Genomic DNA, 21,667 nt, shown 5'->3' on the forward strand with positions numbered 1-21,667 from the left:
TGGCCTCCTATGCGTGGCCTACCCAATAGCTCAGACCGTGTGAAGTTCAGATGACAGAAGAAATGATCCTTGCCAATGCCACGCTGGTTCTGCCCGATGAAACGGTCACAGGTAGCATCCGCATCACCGGCGAAACCATTGCCGAGATCGCCACGGGCAGCACCGTGCCGCCCGGCGCGGTGGATTGCGGCGGCGACTATGTCTGCCCCGGTCTGGTTGAACTGCATACGGACAATCTGGAACGCCACATTCAGCCGCGCCCCAAAGTCGACTGGCCTCACGCGGCGGCGATTCTGGCGCACGATGCGGAACTGGCCAGCACCGGCATTACCACCGTATTCGATGCGATGCGCATCGGTTCGATCCCGTCGGGCAACCGCTACAAGAAATACGCCCGCGAGCTGTCGCGCGAGCTGTGGGATCTGCGCGAACAGGATGCGCTGAAGATCAGCCATTTTCTACACCTGCGGGCCGAGGTCTGCTCGGAAACCCTTGTGGCCGAGCTGGACGAGTTCGGCCCAGAGGATCGCGTCGGTCTGGTTTCGCTGATGGATCACACGCCCGGCCAGCGCCAATTCCGCGATATGACCCAGCTTGAGGCCTATATGAAGGGCAAGCATAGCATGAACGATGATGACTTCCTGCAGCACGTGGCGCAGCTGAAGGCATTGCGCGACCGGTTCGGGGATCAGCATGAGGTCGAGACGGTCAAGGCCGCCAAACGGTTCGGGGCGATGCTGGCCAGCCACGATGACACGACGCAGGATCAGGTGGCCGTTTCGGCGGGGCATGGCATCACGCTGGCCGAATTCCCCACCACGGTCGAGGCCGCCCGGGCCTGCCATGATCACGGCATCAAGGTGATGATGGGCGCGCCGAATGTGATCCGTGGCGGGTCTCATTCCGGCAATGTCGCGGCGCGGGAACTGGCTGATCTGGGCCATCTGGATATTTTGTCGTCAGACTACGTGCCCGCCGCGCTGCTACTGTCGGCAACCCGCCTGGGAGATATGTGGGGCAATATGGCGCGTGGCCTGCGCACCGTTACCCAGACGCCGGCTCAGGTGGTCGGTCTGGATGACCGGGGCGAGCTGCGCTCGGGCACCCGCGCCGATGTTATCCGCTTTCGTATCCGCGAAGGCGCGCCAGCGCTGAACGGTGTGTGGTCGCGCGGGCGGCGTGTCGCCTGATAGGGCGCGTCAGGTCAGCCTGATAGGGCGCGTTAAATCACTACCCATTAGGCTCGGTAGAAAAGATATCGGTCCGGGGCAATGGTTTCCGGCCCTGCAAACTGATCAAAACCAACCAGTGGCTGACCTGATATCAATAGCCCTCCGGGCAGCATGACCTGCGCGATTAGCGGGCTGAGGCGGGCTGCCTCGGCCACATCGTCTTCCTTGATGCCACGCCCGAAATCATAATGTGCCAAAGCAATCTTGGGGCCGCCTTGCGCCAGCTTCTCCAACATGGGCTCGGCCTCGCCTTGCAGAAAATCCTCGGCCGGCGGAGTGCTGGAGGGATGGCATTGTAGCACCCGGTCCATCACCCAGATGCGCCGGTCGGGCAGGATCTCGCGCAGGTGGTCATAGGTGCGGCCATTGCCCAGGCCCATGTCCAGCACATCTCCGGGGTGATCCGCGATCTGTTCTACGGCCCAGTTCAACCCATCGCGTTGGGCGGTCAGGCGGCGCAGCATTGAATCCAGTCGGCTCATTCGGGTCTCCGTATTTCGTTGGTCGCGACCCAGGGAACGCCGGGGCCATCCAGAAGAAGGTGCAAAAGGTCGTGGGTAAAGGCCCAGATCGCGTCATCATGCACGAGGTGGTGGGTCAGAATGCCGAGGGGTTCGGAATTGTCGCTGCGGCCTTCTCGCCGACCTCGCAATAACGCGGTTGTCGTGTCAATCAGACGCTCGGGCGACACAAGCCCTCGTGTGCCGCGCCAATCAATCGGATCAAGATGCGTGTTGACCTGTTGCAGCCCGGGCGCGGCGGTGGGCGTGACCCGAGGCGTGGCCGTGGACAAAATGCGATAGCCCAGTGCAGGCAGTTCCGCGACGACCTCGGGCGCGATACGGTTCCAGGGCGGCACGAACATGGGCGCCAAACGCTCGCCGAACAGCTCTTGCAGCCGGCCCAACCCCTGCTGTGCGTCGCCAATGATCGTTGGCATCGACCGGTGCATCCGAAACTCGGATTTCTTTTCCTGCTTGGGCGCGTGGTTCAGATGCGCCCATCCATGGACGACGGGGATTAGGGTGCTGCTGTCGACCCGGGCGACAAGGCTTGTGTCGCAGGTCTTTGGAATGACAGCCAGGTGAACTGGTACCCCAAGTGTATCCGACAGGGCGATCAATCGGTTAAGCTGGGGTGTTGCCGAGATGGCATCATCGTCACGCCACCATAGGGGCAAAGACAGTCTTTGCTGTTCCCACGCGGCCAATTCGTCCTGTAGTGGGCGCCAGTTGGGTATCATATACGGCCCTCCAACAGCGTCTTCGCGATCTCGACGGTTTTGGCAGCCCCGTCAAACCCGCGGTCGGGAACGGGTCGTTCAGGGTCCGATGTTGCACGTTCTATCGCCCGAGCCAGCAGTTCTGCGTCCAGCATTTGGCTTGGAATGACTTCGATGGCTGGAAGACTGGCCAGTGTTCGCGCGCGCAGCGTCTGCTCAACTTCACTGCCGTCGTCGAAAGGGACGAACACGGACGGAGTTCCTGTCTGCAGAATATCCAGGGCGGTGTTGTATCCACACATGCTGACCGATGCGGCTGCGATTGGTAGCATTTGCCGAAAGTCGGGCCTCACCGGTTCCAACTTAACCGGCGCATCCTTGACCAAAGGCGTCAGCTGCTTGATGCGCGCTTGGGCATCCTGGCCTCCGACCAGCAGGCGCCAGCGCCTGTTGGGCATCTTTCGGGCAGCCTCGATGGCTGTCTGAAAGATCGGTTGTCCAACCGACCCTCCGCCTGCACTGACAAGGATTTCACCTTCACCGGTGCGCTGAGGGTGTGCGTTCGGCGCGTCAGGCGCAACGAACCCGGTATAGTGCAACCGCTTCTGAAGTTGCTCGGAAACCGGCCAGCTGACCTCAAGCGGGATGACTGTTTGATCCGAATGCACAAGGACACCGTCGTAGTGTTCGGATATGATCTGATCTGTCCGTTCAGCCTTGGAGGGCTTCGAGGGCGGTGCAAGAATGTCTCGAACCGATCCCAATATGACAGGAGGCAGGGGCAACGCACGGGCCGCGTCCAAGGCGGCGGTGAACTCGGCCGACAACGACCTGCGCCCGAACGGGTACAACTCGGTGATCAGTACGTCCGGTGAGAAGCTTCTGACAGCTTCGGTCAGGGCAACACTACGAGCGGACATGTAATCCGCATTTGCCACCTCACCTGATTGCGTCAACAGGCGCGTAAAGTTGGTACCGTCTGAGCGCAGTGGGGGCAGCCCCAGCAAAGACATCCCAGAACTGTCCAGTTGGGGTGCAGGCATGCCACCAGATACGGTCAGAACTTCGTGCCCCGCTTGCACAAAAGCGCGTCCAAGGGTCAAGGCGCGACTTAAATGTCCGGTGCCCAGCAGGTGGGTGACCACGATCATCACTTTCATGCGACGGGCTCCGAGCGGATCAGGCGCACGGGCTCAGGCCACGCGCGCAGAGGTTGTGTTTCAACGATATACAGTCTGTTGCGCTTGATTTTAAAGGGTGGCGGCCCGTCAAAGTTCCAACCCCATGCACTGGCCAGAATGACCCGCATGATGCCTATGTGACAGACGGCCACCGTATCGGCCTGCAAGCCGTCAAGCCAGGGGCGCACGCGGTGCCAAAGCTCGGCGGGGCTTTCTCCGCCGGGTGGGCGAAACTGCCAGCTCCAATCCTCGATGTGGCGATAACCGCTGTCAGGGTCTGCGATCAGGTCGACCCCGCGCAACCCTTCCCATTCGCCCCAGTTCATCTCAGTCAAAGCGTCGTGGGTGTCTGGAGTGCGCCCAGAGACCAGACGCGCTGTTTCAACTGCGCGTTGCAGCGGGCTGGACCAGAGTTCGGCCTGATCCCAGGGTTCGGGCAAGGCATAACCCGCAAGATCCTGACGGGCATCATCGTCCAACGGAATATCACTGCGTCCCTGAATCCGGCCTGCGCGGTTCCAGGGTGTATGACCATGGCGGAGCAGCGCAAGTCTCGTCATCCCCGACCCTCGATCAAGGGGCGGACAGCTTTCCAAAAAGTCTCGGTTGCGTTCGGCAAAAGGTGACGCGCAGCGACGTAGGCACGCGCCTCGGTTCCGGTTTTCAGACGCCGCGTGTGGTCACGCAGCAGGCTTTGTAAATGTGCCGCTAGCCCTGCTGGCCCTGTCTCGGTCGTGGGGTAGGTCGAGGGCAGCAAAACATCCCGCACGCCGGGTCTATCCTGCGCAGCAACTGGAATACCGCTGGCCTGCGCTTCAAGGTAGATCATCCCATACGCCTCATTCACGCCCGGCCAGAGCAGGACCGACGCGGTGTCATAGCACATCTGAACGGCAGCACGGTCAAGTTGCCCCAGAAAGCGCACTTTGGACCCGAACCGGGCCATCATGGCCTCAACTTCGGGTCTGGCAGGCCCATCGCCGACAATGTTCAAAGCCCATTGGCCTTTCAGATGCGCCAATGTTTGGGCCAGTATGTCGTAAGAAGCCAGCTTGTCGCCGTGGCGCATCATTGCGACCGTCAACATCGGTCCGTCACATGAAGACGCCTCTGGCAAGTCTTCTGCGGGCAGGAACGGGGGCAGCTCGATCAGTTTCTGCGAGCCGAACCTTTCGCGCTCTAGGGTAATCAGGTCGTTCGCGGTGTGGTAAAAGATCACGTCGGCCGCGTCACAAGCATTGTGTGCGGCTTTGGCGAAACCCGCCCATGGGCCGGTCAAGCGGCTGGTCGCGCGCGTGCTTTCCAACTGAACATAGGGAATTCCTCGGGCGGCGCTGACAAGTGGACCCAGCAAATCGGGGGCCTTGTAATAGTTGTGGTAGGTCACCCAAAGCGCGGTGTCTGTGGGCAATTCTGTTGTAAGACGCTCTGCTTCGCGTTCCGCGGCTTCATGCAGCTGCGTCTGAACCCGCGTGTCCCCGGTTTTGTCGTAAAGGCGAAGGGACGAGGCCAGCTCGACCGTATCACCTTGCGCCGCGATTGCGGTCATCAGGTTCCGGGCCATTTCCCGATCGCCGGATGGCACCGGGCTGTCCGGGGATTTCATCGGAGCGTAGAACGCAACCCGCGCCATCAGCCCCTGTCCGCCCCCAGAGCGGTCAGACGTTTGGACAACAGCGCGATTCCAGGGTCCATACGGAAGTCAGCGATCAACCTGTCATAGGCCGCTTTCGCCATGTTTTCAGTTGATTCAGGGTCGGCTGCCATGCTGGAAATGGCCGCCGCCAACGCGGTGGGCTCATCACTGGACAGCACACCGTGGGTTCCTGTTTCGATGAATTCGGGAATGGCCGAGACCGGGGTCGACAGGATCGGCAGCCGCTGAGACGCAGCCTCCATCAGCACATTGGGCAACCCGTCGCGATCTCCGTCCGTGGCAATGCGGCTGGGCAGGACGAACAGGTCCGCCTTGCGCATGGCGGCAATCACCTCGGGTTGGTCGCACGCACCTTTCCAAGACAGGCGGTCCGCGATCCCTACATCTTGTGCGAGGGTGCGTAGCGCGTCTCCCAAAGCGCCGCCGCCGATATGGGTCCAGTGCCAGTCTAGGGTTGTGGGCAATAAGGCGAAAGCGTCGAGCAGGCGGTCAAAGCCTTTTTTCTCGACCAGACGCCCTACGGAGAGCATGTGGAAGGGTGCGTTGGGTGCGCGTGGGGTACGTTTCGGAGGAGACGGAAAACGGCTCAGGTCCAACCCGTGATAGATCAGATCAACGCGCGCGGGGTCATCGGCAAGGCTGCGCAGATGGTCTGCGCCAACGGCGGTGCATGTGGCGCCAAAAGATGCACCATGCGTCTCAGCGTGCAGTTTCTCGGCCTTTTCCCATTCGGGCGAGGTCCAGATATCTTTGGCATGGGCGGAAAAGCTCCACGGTAGGCCCCGCATGATGGCGGCATAGCGTGCGACCGAAGACGGGGTATGCATAAAATGCGCATACAGGACACGTGTATCCTGCGGCAGTTCGGCGGCCAGAACGCATGCCTGCCCAAAGCGTCGGATGCGGTTATGTGTGGGGTCGCGGCGCAGATCAGCGCGCCAGATTCGGTATGCTTCGCCATAGCCGGGCATGGCGCGTGCAACAGCGCGGGCGGCCCAAACGCGCTGGGGTTCCTGATATAGGTATTCGGGTAGGTAATGGACCTGCCCTGTGAACCTGCCATGCAGGGGATGACGTTTGACGTCAGTAGGATGGCGAAGCGACCAGATGTCAAACCGGTGGCCCGCATCCTGCAATGCTACCAATTCTTGCGCGATAAACGTTTCCGACAGGCGCGGCCATCCTTTGACCAGCACCGCCAGTTTCGGTTGTGTAAGGCTCATCCGGTGGCCCGTTCCTGCTCTCCGGTCAGCAAGGCGTGTACTCGACTTGTGACATAGTCCAGACCGTCCAGCAGCCCATCGCAGATGACCTCGGATGGAAGGGACTGATTGGGCAATGCTCGGATGGCATTGATCATCGCATCGGTCGTCAACCCATCGCGGCTTTCGTCGAGCATTCGAACAAGGCCCAGTTCTTCGGCGCGCGAGGCCCGGATCCATTGTTCCAGCCGGGGCGTGGTGCGGGGCACGATCACGGCACGCTTGTCAAATGACAGCACCTCGCAAAACGTGTTGTAGCCGCCCATACAGACCACACCCGCCGCACCGGCAAACAGGGTTTCGATCTGGGATTCAAATCCGACGGCCGTTACGCGACCGTTCAGGGCTGCGACGCGCGTTTCAAACTCTTCGCGCAGTTCTCCTGACAGGAAGGGGCCGTAAACTAGAACAGCCCGAGGCGAAAGCGTCGGGTCGTGCTCGTAGGCGGACAACACAAGGTTTACCATCGCCTTGCCATCGCCTCCGCCGCCGGGCGTGATCAGGATGTAAGGCTGCTCGGGCGGTTCTGCGACCGGTCCCAGATCGCGGCGCAAATATCCGGTCCAGTGCATACGCGCTTGGGTGGCAGGGCTAAGAGGCAACCCCTGTGTTGGATCATAGATCGACCGCAACCCATAGACCCAAATCTCATCATAATAGGTCTCGGTGGCATCCAGGGCTTCTTTTCGGTCCCATTCAGCGGCCAGCACTTCGGGCTCGTCTAACACGTCACGCAAGCCCAGGACGATCTGGGTTCGTTTGGTTTTCACAAGGCAGTCCAGCGTTGGCAATAGTTCCCCGCGAAATCCGGTGGGTTCTTTGTCAACGATCAGAACATCAGGATCGAATTGCTGAACGGCAGTTTGGATAAGGCCCGAGCGCAACTCCGTCACGTCTTCAATCCCCATCCCCATCGTCTGCGAGGCATAAGACCCGTCGGCGCGCTTGGTAACCCCCGGTAGGCGTACGTGGTCGACGCGACGGGGAAAGGTGAAGCGGCCTGCAACTGGAGACCCGGTCAAGATCAACGCCGAAGCCGAAGGATCAGCCTGAGTTATTGCAGCTGCCAAAGCACGGGATCTGCGCAAATGCCCCAATCCGAACGTATCATGGCTGTAGAACAGGATGCGAGGCGCACGGCCGGTTTTGTCGTTTTGTTTTCCTAGGCTCATTCTTTCGCCCGTCTTAGTGTCTGAGTGCAACTCCGCGCGCTTGCACGTCTATCGTATTTGTTTTTCGGCTGCTTGTAAAAAACGCTGCTTTGACCTGCCGAAACCGACAAACATGGCGATTTGGCTACATGTTGTAGATCCTTTCTGTGGTTCGCCGTGTTTTCCACCAATAGATACAACCATCTAAGCCGTGCAACGCACCGCGCTCGTCATATTCAGTTTTTGTCAGATTGGAAACACTCGACACGTGCCCTTTGTACCGCGCACCCAGCAAAAAACCGTTCCCGAAAACAAGCGGTTGATGATTTGAACACGCAAATGTGCTTTTGTATTGTGCGTTGCAAATGTCGAACTGGATAGAATCCCCTATGAAACCAAGATTTGGTGCCATCCTTGCCCTGTTGATCTGGGCGACCACTTTGGTGTTTGCAGTCGGGGCCACAGCGCAAACCTCGCTTATACCCGGTTACACAACGAACTCTGATCCTGCAGCATCTGCAACTGAAGAGGGCGACCTTGCAGCTGCTATCCGGTCGGCAACCGAAGCTGGCGCCAGCGTAATCGTTATCGACAGTGCGGGCAAAGTCGTGTCTTCGGGTCAACAAACAGTAGCGGCTGACGGTGCGGGCCCTTCAGACCCGATGTCTGATGGCTCTCAACTTATGAAAGCGCAGGAGAGGTTCTCTAAGTTCCGCGAGTCGATGCAATCCCGGCTTGAGGCGCTTCCCTATTCGATCTTCGAGGTCAAATACGTCCTGCGTCAGACCAGCCCCGATGGTCGGATACAGACCTATGTCGAGGTGCTGTTCTGGAACATCCTGTTCCTACTGCTGGGGCGTTGGCTCTCAACCGAGATTTACGGCAAGCGCATTGCCAAAGGGATTGTCGTCGCGCGGTCCAAGGAAAACCCGCAAGGTTATCGCGAAAAAATGCCGTTTCTGGTGTTCCGCTTCCTTATGGGGATCGGGGGCACGATCTTTGCCATGCTGATGGCCCTGATCGTCGGGTTCCTGTTCTTTGGCGAGGCTGAGGACATCTCGATCCAGTTCACGGTAACCGCGATTTTCGCGGCCTTCTTCCTGTCGCGCACGGTCTCTGATCTTTGGCGCATGGTACTGTCACCTTATCTCAGCCAGTACCGGCTGCCGCCCTTTTCCGACCGGGACGCCAAGCGGCTTTATATCTGGGCATCGGCGATCGCGACTTACGACATTTCGGTCGTGATGTTTTCGACATGGGTCGCGGATTTCGGGTTGAACTACAACGTCTATGCAATGGTCTATGGCGGCCTGACTATGCTGGGCGCGTTCGGCAATGTTCTGATGATCCTGTTCAACGGTCGCGCAATTTCCAATGCCATCCGGGGCGGGCGAGCCAAAGAACAAGTGTCATGGATACTGCGCTTTATCTCGTTGGCGTGGGCGCCAGTTTTGATCCTGTATATCGTTTTCAGCTGGTTCAAACTGGCAGTTGATCTGGTGCTGGAGAATGAAAACTCGATCCCCATCGTTGCCAGCAGCTATGCCATCTTCATGTCGGTCGTGATTGCTTATGGCGCAATGAACTATCTGCTCGAGCGGTATTTTGACCGAAACCGTCAGATAGAAGAAATGAACGCCGAGGGTGAGGTCAGCCAAGTGGAGGAGGTTATAGAGACACCTCTGGCCGAAAAACGCGCGCATTCCATCGTGACGTACGAAGATCTGGCCCGCCGTGTCGCGGGTATCCTGGCCTTTGTGGTGGGCCTTTATGCGCTGGTTGTCATCTGGAACCCAGATGCCAGCTGGAGCGAGGAGCTGCCCATCGAACGGTTCCTGGATGTGATGGTCATCATGTTCATCGGCTATATCCTGTTCCATTTCTTCCGCATCTGGATCGACACGAAGATCGCAGAAGAGATTGACGATGGCGGGGCCGAGGCCGAGTTGGGTGATGAAGGAGGTGAAGGTGGGCAGAGCCGCCTTGCCACTTTGCTACCCCTGTTCCGGGGGGCCATTTTGGCTGTGGTCGTTGTCACCATTGTCCTGATCGCACTGATGGAGCTGGGCATCAATGTCAGCCCGCTATTTGCTGGCGCGGGTGTCGTTGGTCTGGCCGTGGGGTTCGGCTCTCAGACCCTTGTGCGGGATATCTTTTCGGGGGCATTCTTCCTGATGGATGATGCGTTTCGCAAAGGGGAATATATCGACATTGGCGACGTGAAAGGCACGGTCGAAAAGATTTCGGTCAGGTCGTTCCAGTTGCGCCACCACTTGGGTGCGCTGAACACCATTCCGTTTGGCGAGATCAAAGTGCTGACGAACTATTCTCGTGACTGGGTGATTATGAAGCTGCCCTTGCGGGTGACTTATGACACTGACGTCGAGAAGGTGCGTAAGCTGATCAAGAAGCTGGGTCAACAATTGCTGAGCGACCCTGTGATCGGCGACAATTTCATCCAGCCGCTCAAGTCTCAGGGTGTGATCGAGATGCAGGATTCAGCGATGATCATCCGCGTAAAGTTCATGACCAAGCCTGGCGATCAGTGGCTGGTACGCAAGAAGGTTTATCAGGAAATTCGCGAACTGTTCGCGCGCGAAGGTATCCGGTTTGCGCACCGCGAAGTGACAGTGCGCTTGGCCGATGAAAAAGCTACCGAAGATCTGACGCCGAAACAGCGCGAGGCAGTAACAGGCGCTGTGCAGGCCGCGATTGACGAGGACTATCTGGACGATATCGGCCCCGGTGGAGGGGATGACAGGTAGGATGCGCTCCCGTCCCTTTTCGGCACGTCTCTGACGAGACGCACCCAAAAGCGTTGGGCCGGGCCGCGCGTTCCGCGCGGCGGTTGCGCTATGGCTTAAGCGAAGGCCAGATGGGATCAGACGTTCCCAGTTTTGAGGCAGGCCGGGACCAGATCATATCCGTGCCACCCACGCGAAGGGCTGGTTTGAGGCGATGGCCGACACCCCAGTCGGATTTCTCAGGGGCCTGCGCATAATCGGTTGGGTTGGCGCGAGTGATTTCTTTTGAGGTTTCGGCTTTACCCAACACGGCCAGCAACTCGGCCGTTCGGGCCAGAGACAGGCGCGCGTGCATGATCGAATTGCCCAAGGCTGCCTCGGACAACGCCGACAGCGCTGCGGCGGCCATCAGATAGCCGGTCGCGTGATCCAACGCCTGAACCGGCAGCGGCGTTGGTTTATCTGCTTTGGCCCAGCTACGCCCGGCATCTGCGATGCCCGCGCTCATCTGCACAAGGCTGTCAAAACCTCGCCGATTGGACCAAGGTCCTTGCCAGCCATAAGCATTCAGGGTGACTTCAATGCGGTTGGGTGCTAGCGCATCCCGTTTCGCTTGCGTCAACCCCAGCGCATCCAGCGCGCCGGGGCGATAGCCATGCACGAACACATCTGCCTGAGACAGCAATTCCTGTAATGTCTCCATTCCGGCGGGCGACTTTAGATCCAGATAGGCACAGTGTTTGCCCACCGAGACATCCGGGATCACGCCGGGTTCGTCCCAGCCGGGCGGATCAATGCGCAAAACCTCGGCCCCGAGCCCGGCCAGAGTGCGGGTAGCAATGGGGCCAGCCAGAACGCGGGTCAAGTCCAGAACGCGTAGGCCCAGAAGTGGCCGTTTGGCCGTGGCCTCTGGACGGTCGCGCAGCATGATCTGGCGGGGGTTGTGCCAGCCGATCAACGGATCACGCGACACCGCCCGGCCTTGGGGATGTTCCAGCCATTCGGCCCGGCTGCGCATTGCGGCGGTGGAGCCACCCTCGGCCACGATGGCGGTTTCCAGATCGGCGATGGCCCATGTTTTGACCGCCTGCGCGACGGCATCGCGGTTCGCATCGACCTTGAGCACGTTCGAGGCGGCCAGCCGGTGGCGGGTCAGGTTCGTATGCAGCCTGATCCACCCGTCGGAAGCTTGGTAGTCACCGGCGATGGCATCCCAGAGGCTCGGCATCTCCCACCCTTCGGGCTTGAAGGAAAACCCGTACCACAGGGAAGCCAGCCGGTGATCGACCGTGACCTCCGGGGCGTTGGGTATCAGGTTCAGGGCCACAATCAAGCGGGCTAGCTCTTGCCCCACTGCGGCAAAACTGGCGGTGGCCAGTTCGGACACGGCAAAAGCGCTGGGCCGCGCCCCGCTGCCGGTCACGCGGTAGCTTTCGGAAGCGGGAAGCGCAGAGAGCAGGGTCATTGTTGATAGGGGTCCAGACTGTCACGCAGCCCGTCGCCAAGGAAGTTGAAGGCCAGAACCACCACGATGATCGGCAGCATCGGAATTGCTGTCCATGGGTAGATCTCGATCGACGCGAGGTTCTGGGCATCGTTCAACATCACGCCCCAACTAACCGCAGGGGCGCGTAAGCCCAGGCCAAGGAAGGATAGTGCTGTTTCCCCCAGGATCATTGCAGGGATCGACAGGGTGGCCGAGGCGATGAGGTGGGACATGAAGTTCGGCAGCAGGTGCTTGCGGATCACGCGGCCCGAACTTGCGCCCATCATCTCGGCAGCGCGTACGTATTCTTCTTCACGCAGCGACAGGAACTTGGCGCGCACGGATCGCGCAAGGCCAGGCCAGTCTAATATCCCGAGGATGATCGAGATGATGAAGAACACAGCCACTGGGCTCCAATTCGAGGGCACCGCCGCAGACAAGGCCAGCCACAACGGCAGTTCGGGCAGTGACCGCAGAATCTCGATGACACGGTTGATGACCCAGTCGATCTTGCCGCCGAAATAGCCCGCCATCGACCCGAACAGGATGCCCAGGAAGAACGACACCGAGATACCGATCAGGCCCACGGTCAGCGACAGTTGCGCACCATAGAGAATGCGGCTGAAGACATCCCGACCCAGACGGTCGGACCCCCACAGGAACAGCGTTGCCCCTTCGGGCGCACAAAACAAATGCGTGTCCGACTTGATCAGCCCCGCCAGCTTGTATTCGGCCCCTTCACAGAAAAACTGGAGCGGGCGCGGATCGCTGGTGTCGGTCACGGCTTTCCACTGGAAGGTCTCAAGATCGGCCTCGATCACTGTCGGGTAGACAAACGGACCGACGAATTCGCCTTCGTGGAACCAGTTGATGCTTTGGGGCGGGGCATAAAGATGCTCGTCATTGCGTTCATTCGCACCATAGGGGGCAATGAACCCGGCAAAGGGCAGCATCAGGTAGCACAGCAGCAGGAAGATGCCCGAAAGCAGCCCCAGTTTGTGGGTGCGGAATTTGCGCCAGACCAGCAGCCAGTTGGGGGCGTCCAGATCGGCGCGCTCAAGCTGTTGCAGGGCGGCGTCTGGATCGAAGGGGGCATCGTCGACATAGCGACCGTCAGAGCGTTTGGTCATGCTTCACGCCCCTCATACCGAATTCGCGGGTCCAGCATGACCAGCAAGATGTCTGAGATCATGGTCCCAATCAGCGTCAGCAGGGCCACAAACATCAGGATAAAGGCCGACAGAAACTGATCCTGCGTCTTGAGCGCCGTCAGCAGGGTCGGGCCGATGGTCTGCAAACCCAGCACCACCGAGACCAGGACCGACCCCGATACCATAGAGGGCAGCAGGTTGCCGATATCGGCCACAAACGGGTTGAAGGCCACGCGAAGGGGATACTTGGTCAACATCCGCGACGGAGCCATACCCTTCGCGATGGCGGTCTCCACATAGGGTTTGCCCAGCTCGTCCAGCATGTTCGCGCGTAGCCGCTGCATCATCGCGGATGCCCCCGAGGTGCCGATCACGAAGGTTGGAACAATCAGGTGGATCAGGATGGACTTCAGCTTGTCCCAGCTCATCGGCTGCCCCTCGTAGATCGGATCCATCAAACCCCCGATGGGTAGGTTGAAATATTGGTGACCGTAGTAGAACAAGATCAACGCCAGCAGAAAATTTGGCGTGGCCAGACCCAGATACCCTACGAAAGCCGAGGTATAGTCGATCCAGGTCCGTGACCGCGCCGCCGCGAGCACGCCCAGCGGCAGAGCGACAGCATAAACAAACAGGATCGCGGCAAGGTTCACCACAACGGTCAGCCATAGGGTGTCGCCCACGATCTCGGCTACGGGACGATCGAACTCGAAGGACCAGCCGTAGTTGCCTTGTATCAGACCTTCAAACCCATGTGGCCCGGGCCAGAACCCCATCCAGATCAGGTATTGTTCCCACATCGGACGGTCCAGAGCGTATTCTGTGCGTAGAAATTCCGCCTTGGCTACACCAGCAGACTGACCCGATGCCTGAAGCTCTGCGATCTGGTTGCTGAGGTAATCTCCGGGCGGCAGGTTGATGATCACGAAGATCAGCACTGACACCACAAGCAGCGTCAGCAGCATCGTGAAAAAGCGATACACCACGTAGCGCAGCATTACCATTTAGCTGCTCCTGTCAGTCGGCGAAGAAGAACTCGTCGGGTCGGTGAATGCCAAAATGCGCGCCGGGTTCCCATGCCCACATGGCCTGTTCGGGTACGTTGCGCAGACGGTTCGATACTACGACGGGTTGTGGGGCACCATTCAGGATACCAATCGCATAAAGCTGGTCAGCGTGGATCTTCAACATCTCGGTCCAGACGGCTTTGCGCTCATCATCCGTGGTCGCGATTTCCCAGTCATGAGCCAGTTCCATCAGCCGTGCGGCTTCAGGCATATCAGGGGCTTCCCCTACATCACCGCCGGTTTGATAATATTGACCCCATTTCGGCCAAGCCAGAAACACCTGATCCGTTGGGGCCAGATAGGCAGGTGATGTGTGGGCTTGCGGAATGCCGTCATCCCAGCCGAACCAGACTGAGGCCATGGTGTTGCCCGCAAATACTCGGTTGCGCAGGATGTCGCGGTCCAGCGGGCGCATTACCAGATCAACACCAATCTCACGCCATGTATCTGTCACGATCTGCAGGGCATTCTCGACTTCCTGACGCTCGCCTGCGGTTTCGATGATCAGCTCCATCGGGCGACCGTCAGGCAGAAGGCGAACACCGTTCTTGTCGCGTTGGGTCAGCCCGGCTTCATCCAGCAATGCGTTGGCCTTGTCGATATCATACTGCGCCCAGGCCTTGGCGTTTTCTTCGTTGTAGAAAGGAGAGGCCGGCAGGACCGACATCGCGCCCGGCTGTGCCAGTTTGAAATATAGCGCCTGATTTATCGTCTTGCGGTCGATGGCCAGCGAAAGCGCGCGCCGCACGCGCACGTCGCGCAGTACATCACGCCAGCCTTCATCGGCATAGTTCAAGTTGGGATAAATCGCGATCTGGGACGCAACACCAGTTTTCCAAAGCAGTGTCTTATAGTCCCCGCCGGCTTCACCTTTTTTCAGGATCGACGCATCCCGGAACGCCAGCCCGCGACCTTGAAGATCGGTCTCGCCTGCGTTGGTTTTTGCGGCAACCAGACCGGGGGCCACGATCTCCATCTCGACCACGTCGATATAGGGCAGTTGGACGCCCTTGCTGTCGATACGGTGGTAGTAAGGATTGCGCACGAAATTGTGCCGGATCTTTTTGCCCGAGCTGGCGTTCAGCCAGGGTTGCAGCGTCGGCAACTCGTGATTGTCGAACTTATAGAGGTTGTCGAGTTTGTTGTGCAGTGCAGCCCAGCTTTTGACGCGGGCGTCCTCGACGTTAAAGGCCAGCTCCTCCGCATCTGCGAACTTCTCGTGATATTGTTTCAAAAATTCAGATGGGCGGTAGATAAACGGCGGGCGGGCCTGAGCAAGCGACTGCAGGAAATCCGGGTTTGGGTCTTCCCATTCAAAAACAACGGTCGTTTCATCCGGGAAGGTGACGGTCGGGGTCTTGCCTTCGACGATCAGAAAATCCGGTGGTCCCGACGGGCTGAGCAATTCATTGTTTGCCACGTCCTCCCACCAATACCGGAAATCCTCGGAGGTGAAGGGGGATCCATCCGACCATTTGTGGCCTTCGCGTAGGTTCAGAGTGAATTTCCGGTTGTCTTCAGTGTCAAAGGATTCCAGCAGATCGGGTACGATTTCGTAGTTCTCATCGAACCCTACCAGCCGGGCGTAGCCGTAGACGACCATCTGCCGGATGTCCTTCGAACGGGTAACCATGGTTCGCAGGGTTCCTCCCGGAGTGCCGAATTCACGCCCCTTGGCGTTCAGATCGACGATCAGTGGTTCGGCGGGTAGGCGTTCTTGCACAGCGGGGAGGTTTCCGGCAGCCACTTCGGCTTGCCAGAAAGCGCTTTCCTGCGGGGTGGGTGTCTCGGCCATGACGGGCGGAAACCAAAGCGCAGACAGGGCGGCAGCCAGGATCAGGGGGCGAGGGGTCTTAAACATGGCATCGTACCTTATGGCCGGGCTCCATCTCTACCAACGAAGGTGTCACGGAGTCCGTAAATCGGAAGGCGTCTTCCCAACTGTCGGGGGAACCGGCGCCCAAAGCAACCAAATTCAGGTCAATGGGCCGGTTGATGTCGGGTTCCGGTTGAGCGGCAATCAGCGCCTTTGTGTAGGGGTGGTGCGGGTTGTAGAACAGGGTCTCGGGCGGCGCTTGTTCCACCACAAGACCCCGGCGCATCACCGCAACTTCGTCGGCAATGCGGGCCACGACAGCAAGGTCGTGAGAAATAAAGAAGTAAGACAGGTTCAGGCTGTCCTGCAGGTTTTCCAGCAAGGTCAGGATCTGCTCTTGCACAGAAACGTCCAGTGCCGAGGTCGGCTCGTCGCAGACAATCAGCTGCGGGTCCAGCATCATTGCCCGTGCAATCGACAGTCGTTGTCTCTGGCCGCCCGAGAACGCGTGCGGGTAGCGCTTTAGCATGTCGGCATTCAAACCGACGCGTTTCAACATGTCTGCCGCTTTGTCACGTTGCTCAGCTGGTGAGCCGATATTGTGAATCTCAAGCGGCTCGGTCATGGCGTCCTGAATGCGCATGCGCGGGCTGAGTGAGCTGTAAGGGTCCTGAAACACCATCTGAGCCTTGCGCTGAAACGCAGTGCGCTGGGCGCGGGTCATTTTATGGACCGTGATCGGATCGGCGTCGGGCGCAGTGCGAAACAGCACCTCGCCGCCCGGATCGGGGGGCTCGGCCCCTAGCGCAATACGGGCGGCGGTGGTTTTGCCCGATCCGCTTTCACCGACGATGGCCAGTGTCTTGCCGCGCGCCAGGTTCAGATCGACCCCCCGGCAGGCATGGATCATGCGGTCGCCCTGCCACCCCTTGCTGGCGCGCATCGTGTAGGTTTTGGACACATCCTTCATTTGAAGGATGAGGTCCTCGTGGGGCATGGGCAGCCCTACTGCGTCCTTGTCAGGAATCGCGGGCGCGGCGTCGAACAATTGCTTCGTGTATGGATGCGCTGGCGCGGTCAGGATTGGCGCAGCAGCGCCGGATTCCATGACGCGTCCTTTGTGCATGACGACCACTTGTTCGGCCATGTTCGCCACCACGCCCAGATCGTGTGTCACAAGGATAAGCGCCATGCCCGTCTCGCGCTGCAGCTCCTTGATTAGCCCCAGCACCTGCGCCTGAGTGGTCACGTCCAACGCGGTGGTCGGCTCATCCGCGATCAGCAGCTCCGGCTTGGCGACCATCGCCATCGCGATCATCGCGCGTTGCCGCATCCCGCCGGACAGCTCGAACGGATAAGAATCATAGGCGCGCTGCGGATCGGGGAACCCCACGCGTTCGAATTGGGTCAGAACCTCTTTGCGGGCTTGCGCCTCGGATGCACCGCGATGCAGCCACAGAACTTCACTGACCTGATTGCCGATCTTGTGCAGCGGCGACAGCGACCGCATCGGTTCCTGAAAGATCATCGAGACCCGATTGCCGCGAATGCCGCGCATCTGGCGTTCACTGATTGCCGTTAGGTCTTCCAAGCCTTTGGAATCATTAAGAGTAATGGTTCCGCTGCGAATTTGTGCCGTGCGTGGAAGGATCCGAAGTGCTGCGCGGCACGAGATGGTTTTGCCAGAGCCGGACTCGCCCACCAGTGCCAAAGTCTGCCCGGCCTCGACGTCAAAACTGACACCTTGAACAACGGCCTCACCAGCACCGAACCCGATGCTAAGATCCCTGACAGACAACAACGCAGTCATGCGGGTTTTCCACCCGTTCGGCCGTCACTCGGCATAGGCTTGATCAACTCCCCGTGTTTTTTGACGCAGTTTCGCGCGGTTGCCCCTGTTTAGTCAAACCCGTTCTTGTGTTGAAATGTCGCGGAAATATGAAACTGCGGCGAAATTGCCTACACAAACCCTTGATGATTTGTCATCACAGGTGGTGTCGTTGCCTTGTTATGCGTCGGCAACTATCAAGGAGAGATTTCCCAGTGTCCGATCCCCAAAGTCGTCTTGATCTGTTTATCGACCGTATGGTCTCGCAAAGGGCTTGTCTGGACTTTGCCATTGACCAGACCCAGGATATGCCGGGACCTGTGTTCGAATTGGGGTTGGGCAATGGTCGCACCTATCATCACATGGTGCAGTATGTGCGGAACCGACCGGTCTATGTGTTCGAACGCGCGGTCGCGTCACACCCGGACTCGACACCTCCGGACGATCTGGTGATTCTGGGCGATGTCCGCGAGACTTTGCCGGCATCGCTGGACCGTTTTGGCGCAACCGCCAGCCTGATTCATGCCGACCTTGGCGGGCATAGCCGCGAAAAGAACGACGCTTTCGCGCGGTTTGTATCCCCTCTGATCGAGCCGTTGCTGGCCGAGGGCGGACTGATGGTGTCTAGTGACCGCATGTATTTTGACGGATTGACCGAGTTGCCTTTGCCCGACGGGGCCGTCGCTGGGCGCTGTTTCGTCTATCGCCGCTGAAGGGGATGCCAATGCTGTTTTATGATTGCTCGACCGCACCTAATCCGCGCCGTGCGCGGATGTTCATAGCTGAAAAAGGGCTTGAAATTGAAACGCGTGACATCTCGATCGCCAAAGGCGAGCAGTTGAGCAATGAATTCCTTGCGGTCAATCCAAATGGAACTATTCCCGTACTGGTCACAGATGAAGGGACCGTGTTGACCGAAAACCTTGGCATCGCGGCATACCTCGAAGCCCGCTTCCCCGAGCCGCCACTGATGGGCCGTACCTCTGACGAAAAGGGGTTGGTTCTGATGTGGAACAGTATTGTCGAACAGCAAGGCGGTGCGCCGGTCGCCGAGGCGCTGCGCAATACCCATCCCGTTTTCGAAGGTCGCGCGATTCCCGGCCCGGCGAATTATGCGCAAATCCCGGAATTGGCCCAACGCGGGATCGAAAGGGTGAGGCGATTCCTCGACATGCTCGAAGGGCGCTTAGCGGAAAGTGCCTATGTCGCAGGTCCGGAGTTTACCCTGGCTGATATCTCGGCCTTTGTATTTGTAGATTTTGCCCGCGTCATAAAAATGCGAATTCCGCAAGAAAACAAAGCGACTCAGGCATGGTTCGATAAGGTCGCAGCGCGCCCCAGCGCCCAACTTTAATTTCGTTGAATTCAACCAACACAAATCGCCGTCACGAACTGTACATAAATGTCTAGACAGAAGTGAACAGTGCGTCTAGCGTCCCGTTTAAGTCATGCAGGGGAGAGCGGGATGAAGTCTCAGTATCGCGTTGTGGTTATCGGAGGCGGGGTCGTAGGCGCTTCGGTTTTGTATCATCTGGCCAAGTTCGGCTGGTCGGATGTGGTGATGCTTGAGCGACGGCGGCTGGCCTCGGGGTCATCGTGGCACGCGGCGGGTGGTATTCACGCTCTGAACGCCGATCCAAACATGGCGGCGCTGCAAGCCTATACGATCGACCTGCTGAGTGAGATCGAGAAAGAATCAGGCCAGAATATCGGTTTGCACATGACTGGTGGTTTGACATTGGCAGGTACGCCCGAACGGTGGGAGTGGTTGCAGGCGAATTACCGTATTTTCCAGTCCATCGGCATTGATGATTGCGAGTTGCTGTCCCCGGAGGAGGCGCAGAAACGCTGCCCGATCATGTCCACCGATGGCGTCTTGGGCGCGATGTGGGCAGATCGCGAAGGCTATATCGACACGACCGGTACGGTTCAGGCCTACGCGACGGCGGCGAAAAAACGCGGTGCGGAATACTATGAGGAAACCAAGGTCGAAAGCCTGACGCAGACGGCCGATGGGTGGGAGGTTGTGACCGACAAAGGTACGATCACCTGCGAGCATGTGGTCAACGCAGCGGGTCTTTGGGCCAAGCAGGTCGGGCGCATGGCTGGGGTTGAATTGCCGGTCTCGCCGCTCAAGCACCACTATCTGATCACCGACACGGTGCCCGAAGTCGCGCAAGCGGATTTCGAGATGCCGATGACTGTGGACCTAGAAGGGTTCACCTATATGCGGCAGGATCAGAAGGGTGTTCTTGTCGGTATTTATGAAGTTGAGCATGAACACTGGGCCATGGATGGCGCGCCGTGGAACTATGGCGAGGAACTGTTTCAAGAACAGTTAGATCGGATCGAGAATGAGCTGACGCTGGGTTTCGAACGCTACCCCTCGATCCAGAATGTGGGCATTAAGACTTGGGTGAACGGCGCCTTCACTTTTGCGCCGGACGGTAACCCTCTGGTCGGGCCGGTGCCGGGCAAGCGTGGCTATTGGTCGGCCTGTGCGGTGATGGCGGGCTTCCTGCAAGGTGGCGGCGTTGGCAAAACACTGGCCGAGTGGATGATCCATGGTGAGCCCGAGGCGGATGCCTGGCCGATGGATGTGGCTCGCTTCGGCGATTTTGCGCAGAACAAACGCTATATCCGCGAAACCACGGGGCAGTTCTATTCACGCCGCTTCGTGATGACCTATCCGAATGAGCAACTGCCTGCGGGGCGTCCTCTGAAAATGGCCCCGGCGCATGATGCGATGACTGAAGCCGGGTGTAAGTGGGGCGTCAGCTGGGATCTGGAGGTGCCGCTGTACTTCGCGCCGAAAGGGTTCGAGGAAACGCCAACCCTGAAACGTTCCAATGCACACGACATCGTGGCTGAGGAGTGCAAGGTGATCCGCGAGGGTGTCGGTTTGATGGATATTACCGGCTTCTCGCGGTTCGAAGTCAGCGGTCCTAACGCGCAGGTTTGGCTGGACAGGGTGATGGCCTCGAAACTGCCTGCGCCGGGGCGTGCCAAGCTGGCCCCGATGCTGGGCGAGAACGGGCGGCTCAAGGGTGACCTGACCGTGCTGAACTGGGGCGACGGGACGTGGTGGATCATGGGCAGTTATTACCTGCGCGCCTGGCACATGCGGTGGTTCGACGACCACATGATCGACGGTGTCTCGGTCCGCGATCTGGGCGAAGAATACTGCGGTTTCGCCGTGGTTGGCCCGAAATCGCAGGCGGTTGTCGAGAAGCTGGCCGAGCAGGATATCTCGGGCCTGAAATTCATGGGCTGCGGCGAGTTCGATATAGGTCTGGTCCGCGCCCGTGTGGCCCGCATGTCGGTAACAGGCGAGAAGGGCTATGAGATCAACTGCCGTTATGGCGACCACATAAAACTGCGTCGGATTCTGCTGGAAGCCGGGGCCGACGAAGGCATCCGAGAATGTGGCTTCAACGCGATGCTGTCCACGCGGCTTGAAAAGAGCTTTGGCATCTGGTCGGCGGAATTTACGCAGCTTTATACGCCGGGGATGACCGGAATGGATCGCTGGATCGACTGGGATAAATCCTTTGTCGGCAAAGAGGCTGCCTTGGCGGAACGCAACGGCAACGGGCCGGCCCAAGTGCAGGTCACGCTGGAGGTCGACGCATTGGACGCAGACGCCAGCGGGTACGAACCCGTTTGGTCGGACGGCGAACGCGTGGGCTTTGTGACCTCGGGCGGGTACGGCCATTATACCGGCAAATCGCTGGCAATGGCGCTGGTCAACCGCGACAAGGCCGAGCCGGGGACCGAGTTGTCGGTGCATGTGGTCGGTGTCGAACGCTCTGCACGGATCGTTGCGCCATCACCGTACGACCCGCAAGGCAAAGCGATGCGAGGCTGAAC

The 21,667-nt window shown here is 59.1% G+C and carries 17 protein-coding genes; 5 read left to right on the forward strand and 12 right to left on the reverse strand.

The genetic code is table 11. The features are described from left to right. Positions 1-50: 50 nt before the first annotated feature. Complete coding sequence (locus ACR3EG_RS05850) at positions 51-1,190, forward strand: alpha-D-ribose 1-methylphosphonate 5-triphosphate diphosphatase (protein WP_480494098.1); 1,140 nt, start codon at positions 51-53, stop codon at positions 1,188-1,190. Positions 1,191-1,237: 47 nt separating this feature from the next. Here the strand turns inward: ACR3EG_RS05850 and ACR3EG_RS05855 are convergent, their stop codons facing one another. From ACR3EG_RS05855 to ACR3EG_RS05885, 7 genes are read right to left on the reverse strand one after another with little or no spacing between them, the layout of a single operon-like run. Further along, on the reverse strand, positions 1,238-1,714 hold the full coding sequence (locus tag ACR3EG_RS05855) for a class I SAM-dependent methyltransferase (RefSeq protein ID WP_170753580.1): 477 nt from the start codon (positions 1,712-1,714) through the stop codon (positions 1,238-1,240). Beyond that, positions 1,711-2,475 (reverse strand): polysaccharide deacetylase family protein, encoded by a 765-nt coding sequence (locus ACR3EG_RS05860; protein ID WP_480494100.1) that lies wholly within the window; start codon positions 2,473-2,475, stop codon positions 1,711-1,713. Before ACR3EG_RS05860 ends, ACR3EG_RS05855 begins: the two co-directional genes overlap by 4 nt. Further along, the gene (locus ACR3EG_RS05865; RefSeq protein ID WP_480494102.1) at positions 2,472-3,614 is read right to left on the reverse strand and encodes a glycosyltransferase family protein; all 1,143 of its coding nucleotides are present in this window, start codon (positions 3,612-3,614) and stop codon (positions 2,472-2,474) included. Before ACR3EG_RS05865 ends, ACR3EG_RS05860 begins: the two co-directional genes overlap by 4 nt. After that, complete coding sequence (locus ACR3EG_RS05870) at positions 3,611-4,195, reverse strand: histidine phosphatase family protein (protein ID WP_480494104.1); 585 nt, start codon at positions 4,193-4,195, stop codon at positions 3,611-3,613. Before ACR3EG_RS05870 ends, ACR3EG_RS05865 begins: the two co-directional genes overlap by 4 nt. Continuing rightward, on the reverse strand, positions 4,192-5,268 hold the full coding sequence (locus ACR3EG_RS05875) for a glycosyltransferase family 4 protein (protein ID WP_480494106.1): 1,077 nt from the start codon (positions 5,266-5,268) through the stop codon (positions 4,192-4,194). Before ACR3EG_RS05875 ends, ACR3EG_RS05870 begins: the two co-directional genes overlap by 4 nt. Next, positions 5,268-6,515, reverse strand: a complete 1,248-nt coding sequence (locus ACR3EG_RS05880) for a glycosyltransferase family 4 protein (protein WP_480494107.1) — start codon at positions 6,513-6,515, stop codon at positions 5,268-5,270. Before ACR3EG_RS05880 ends, ACR3EG_RS05875 begins: the two co-directional genes overlap by 1 nt. Next, positions 6,512-7,726: a glycosyltransferase family protein gene (locus ACR3EG_RS05885; RefSeq protein WP_480494109.1), complete on the reverse strand. Its 1,215-nt coding sequence runs from the start codon at positions 7,724-7,726 to the stop codon at positions 6,512-6,514. The genes ACR3EG_RS05880 and ACR3EG_RS05885 overlap by 4 nt, the downstream gene beginning before the upstream one ends. A gap of 368 nt (positions 7,727-8,094) precedes the next feature. Here ACR3EG_RS05885 and ACR3EG_RS05890 point away from each other — a divergent pair, with 368 nt between their 5' ends. Further along, positions 8,095-10,470: a mechanosensitive ion channel domain-containing protein gene (locus ACR3EG_RS05890; protein ID WP_480494111.1), complete on the forward strand. Its 2,376-nt coding sequence runs from the start codon at positions 8,095-8,097 to the stop codon at positions 10,468-10,470. 88 nt (positions 10,471-10,558) lie between these two features. On the opposite strand, the gene ACR3EG_RS05895 is transcribed toward ACR3EG_RS05890, so the two are convergent. Genes ACR3EG_RS05895 through ACR3EG_RS05915 form a run of 5 tightly spaced genes read right to left on the reverse strand, consistent with a single transcriptional unit; the run spans position 10,559 to position 17,779 of the window. Continuing rightward, a complete protein-coding gene (locus ACR3EG_RS05895; RefSeq protein ID WP_480494113.1) occupies positions 10,559-11,914 on the reverse strand; it encodes a CoA transferase in 1,356 nt (451 codons plus the stop codon). Continuing rightward, positions 11,911-13,065, reverse strand: coding sequence for an ABC transporter permease (locus tag ACR3EG_RS05900; protein WP_480494115.1), 1,155 nt, complete (start codon positions 13,063-13,065; stop codon positions 11,911-11,913). The genes ACR3EG_RS05895 and ACR3EG_RS05900 overlap by 4 nt, the downstream gene beginning before the upstream one ends. Beyond that, complete coding sequence (locus ACR3EG_RS05905) at positions 13,062-14,090, reverse strand: ABC transporter permease (RefSeq protein ID WP_170753594.1); 1,029 nt, start codon at positions 14,088-14,090, stop codon at positions 13,062-13,064. The genes ACR3EG_RS05900 and ACR3EG_RS05905 overlap by 4 nt, the downstream gene beginning before the upstream one ends. Positions 14,091-14,103: 13 nt before the next feature. Next, positions 14,104-16,014 carry an ABC transporter substrate-binding protein gene (locus ACR3EG_RS05910; RefSeq protein ID WP_480494117.1) on the reverse strand — a complete coding sequence of 637 codons (1,911 nt, stop codon included), beginning with the start codon at positions 16,012-16,014 and terminating at the stop codon, positions 14,104-14,106. Beyond that, on the reverse strand, positions 16,007-17,779 hold the full coding sequence (locus tag ACR3EG_RS05915) for an ABC transporter ATP-binding protein (RefSeq protein ID WP_480494119.1): 1,773 nt from the start codon (positions 17,777-17,779) through the stop codon (positions 16,007-16,009). The genes ACR3EG_RS05910 and ACR3EG_RS05915 overlap by 8 nt, the downstream gene beginning before the upstream one ends. A gap of 200 nt (positions 17,780-17,979) precedes the next feature. On the opposite strand from ACR3EG_RS05915, the gene ACR3EG_RS05920 reads away from it, so the two are divergent. From ACR3EG_RS05920 to ACR3EG_RS05930, 3 genes are all read left to right on the forward strand, one after another. After that, entirely contained in the window at positions 17,980-18,510 is a 531-nt protein-coding gene (locus tag ACR3EG_RS05920) for a class I SAM-dependent methyltransferase (protein ID WP_480494121.1), read from the forward strand. Between the two features lie 11 nt (positions 18,511-18,521). Then, positions 18,522-19,151 (forward strand): glutathione S-transferase family protein, encoded by a 630-nt coding sequence (locus ACR3EG_RS05925; RefSeq protein ID WP_480494123.1) that lies wholly within the window; start codon positions 18,522-18,524, stop codon positions 19,149-19,151. A gap of 111 nt (positions 19,152-19,262) precedes the next feature. Then, entirely contained in the window at positions 19,263-21,665 is a 2,403-nt protein-coding gene (locus ACR3EG_RS05930) for a GcvT family protein (protein ID WP_480494125.1), read from the forward strand. The last annotated feature ends 2 nt before the right edge of the window (positions 21,666-21,667 follow it).

The organism is Ruegeria sp. AM7 (assembly GCF_056535965.1).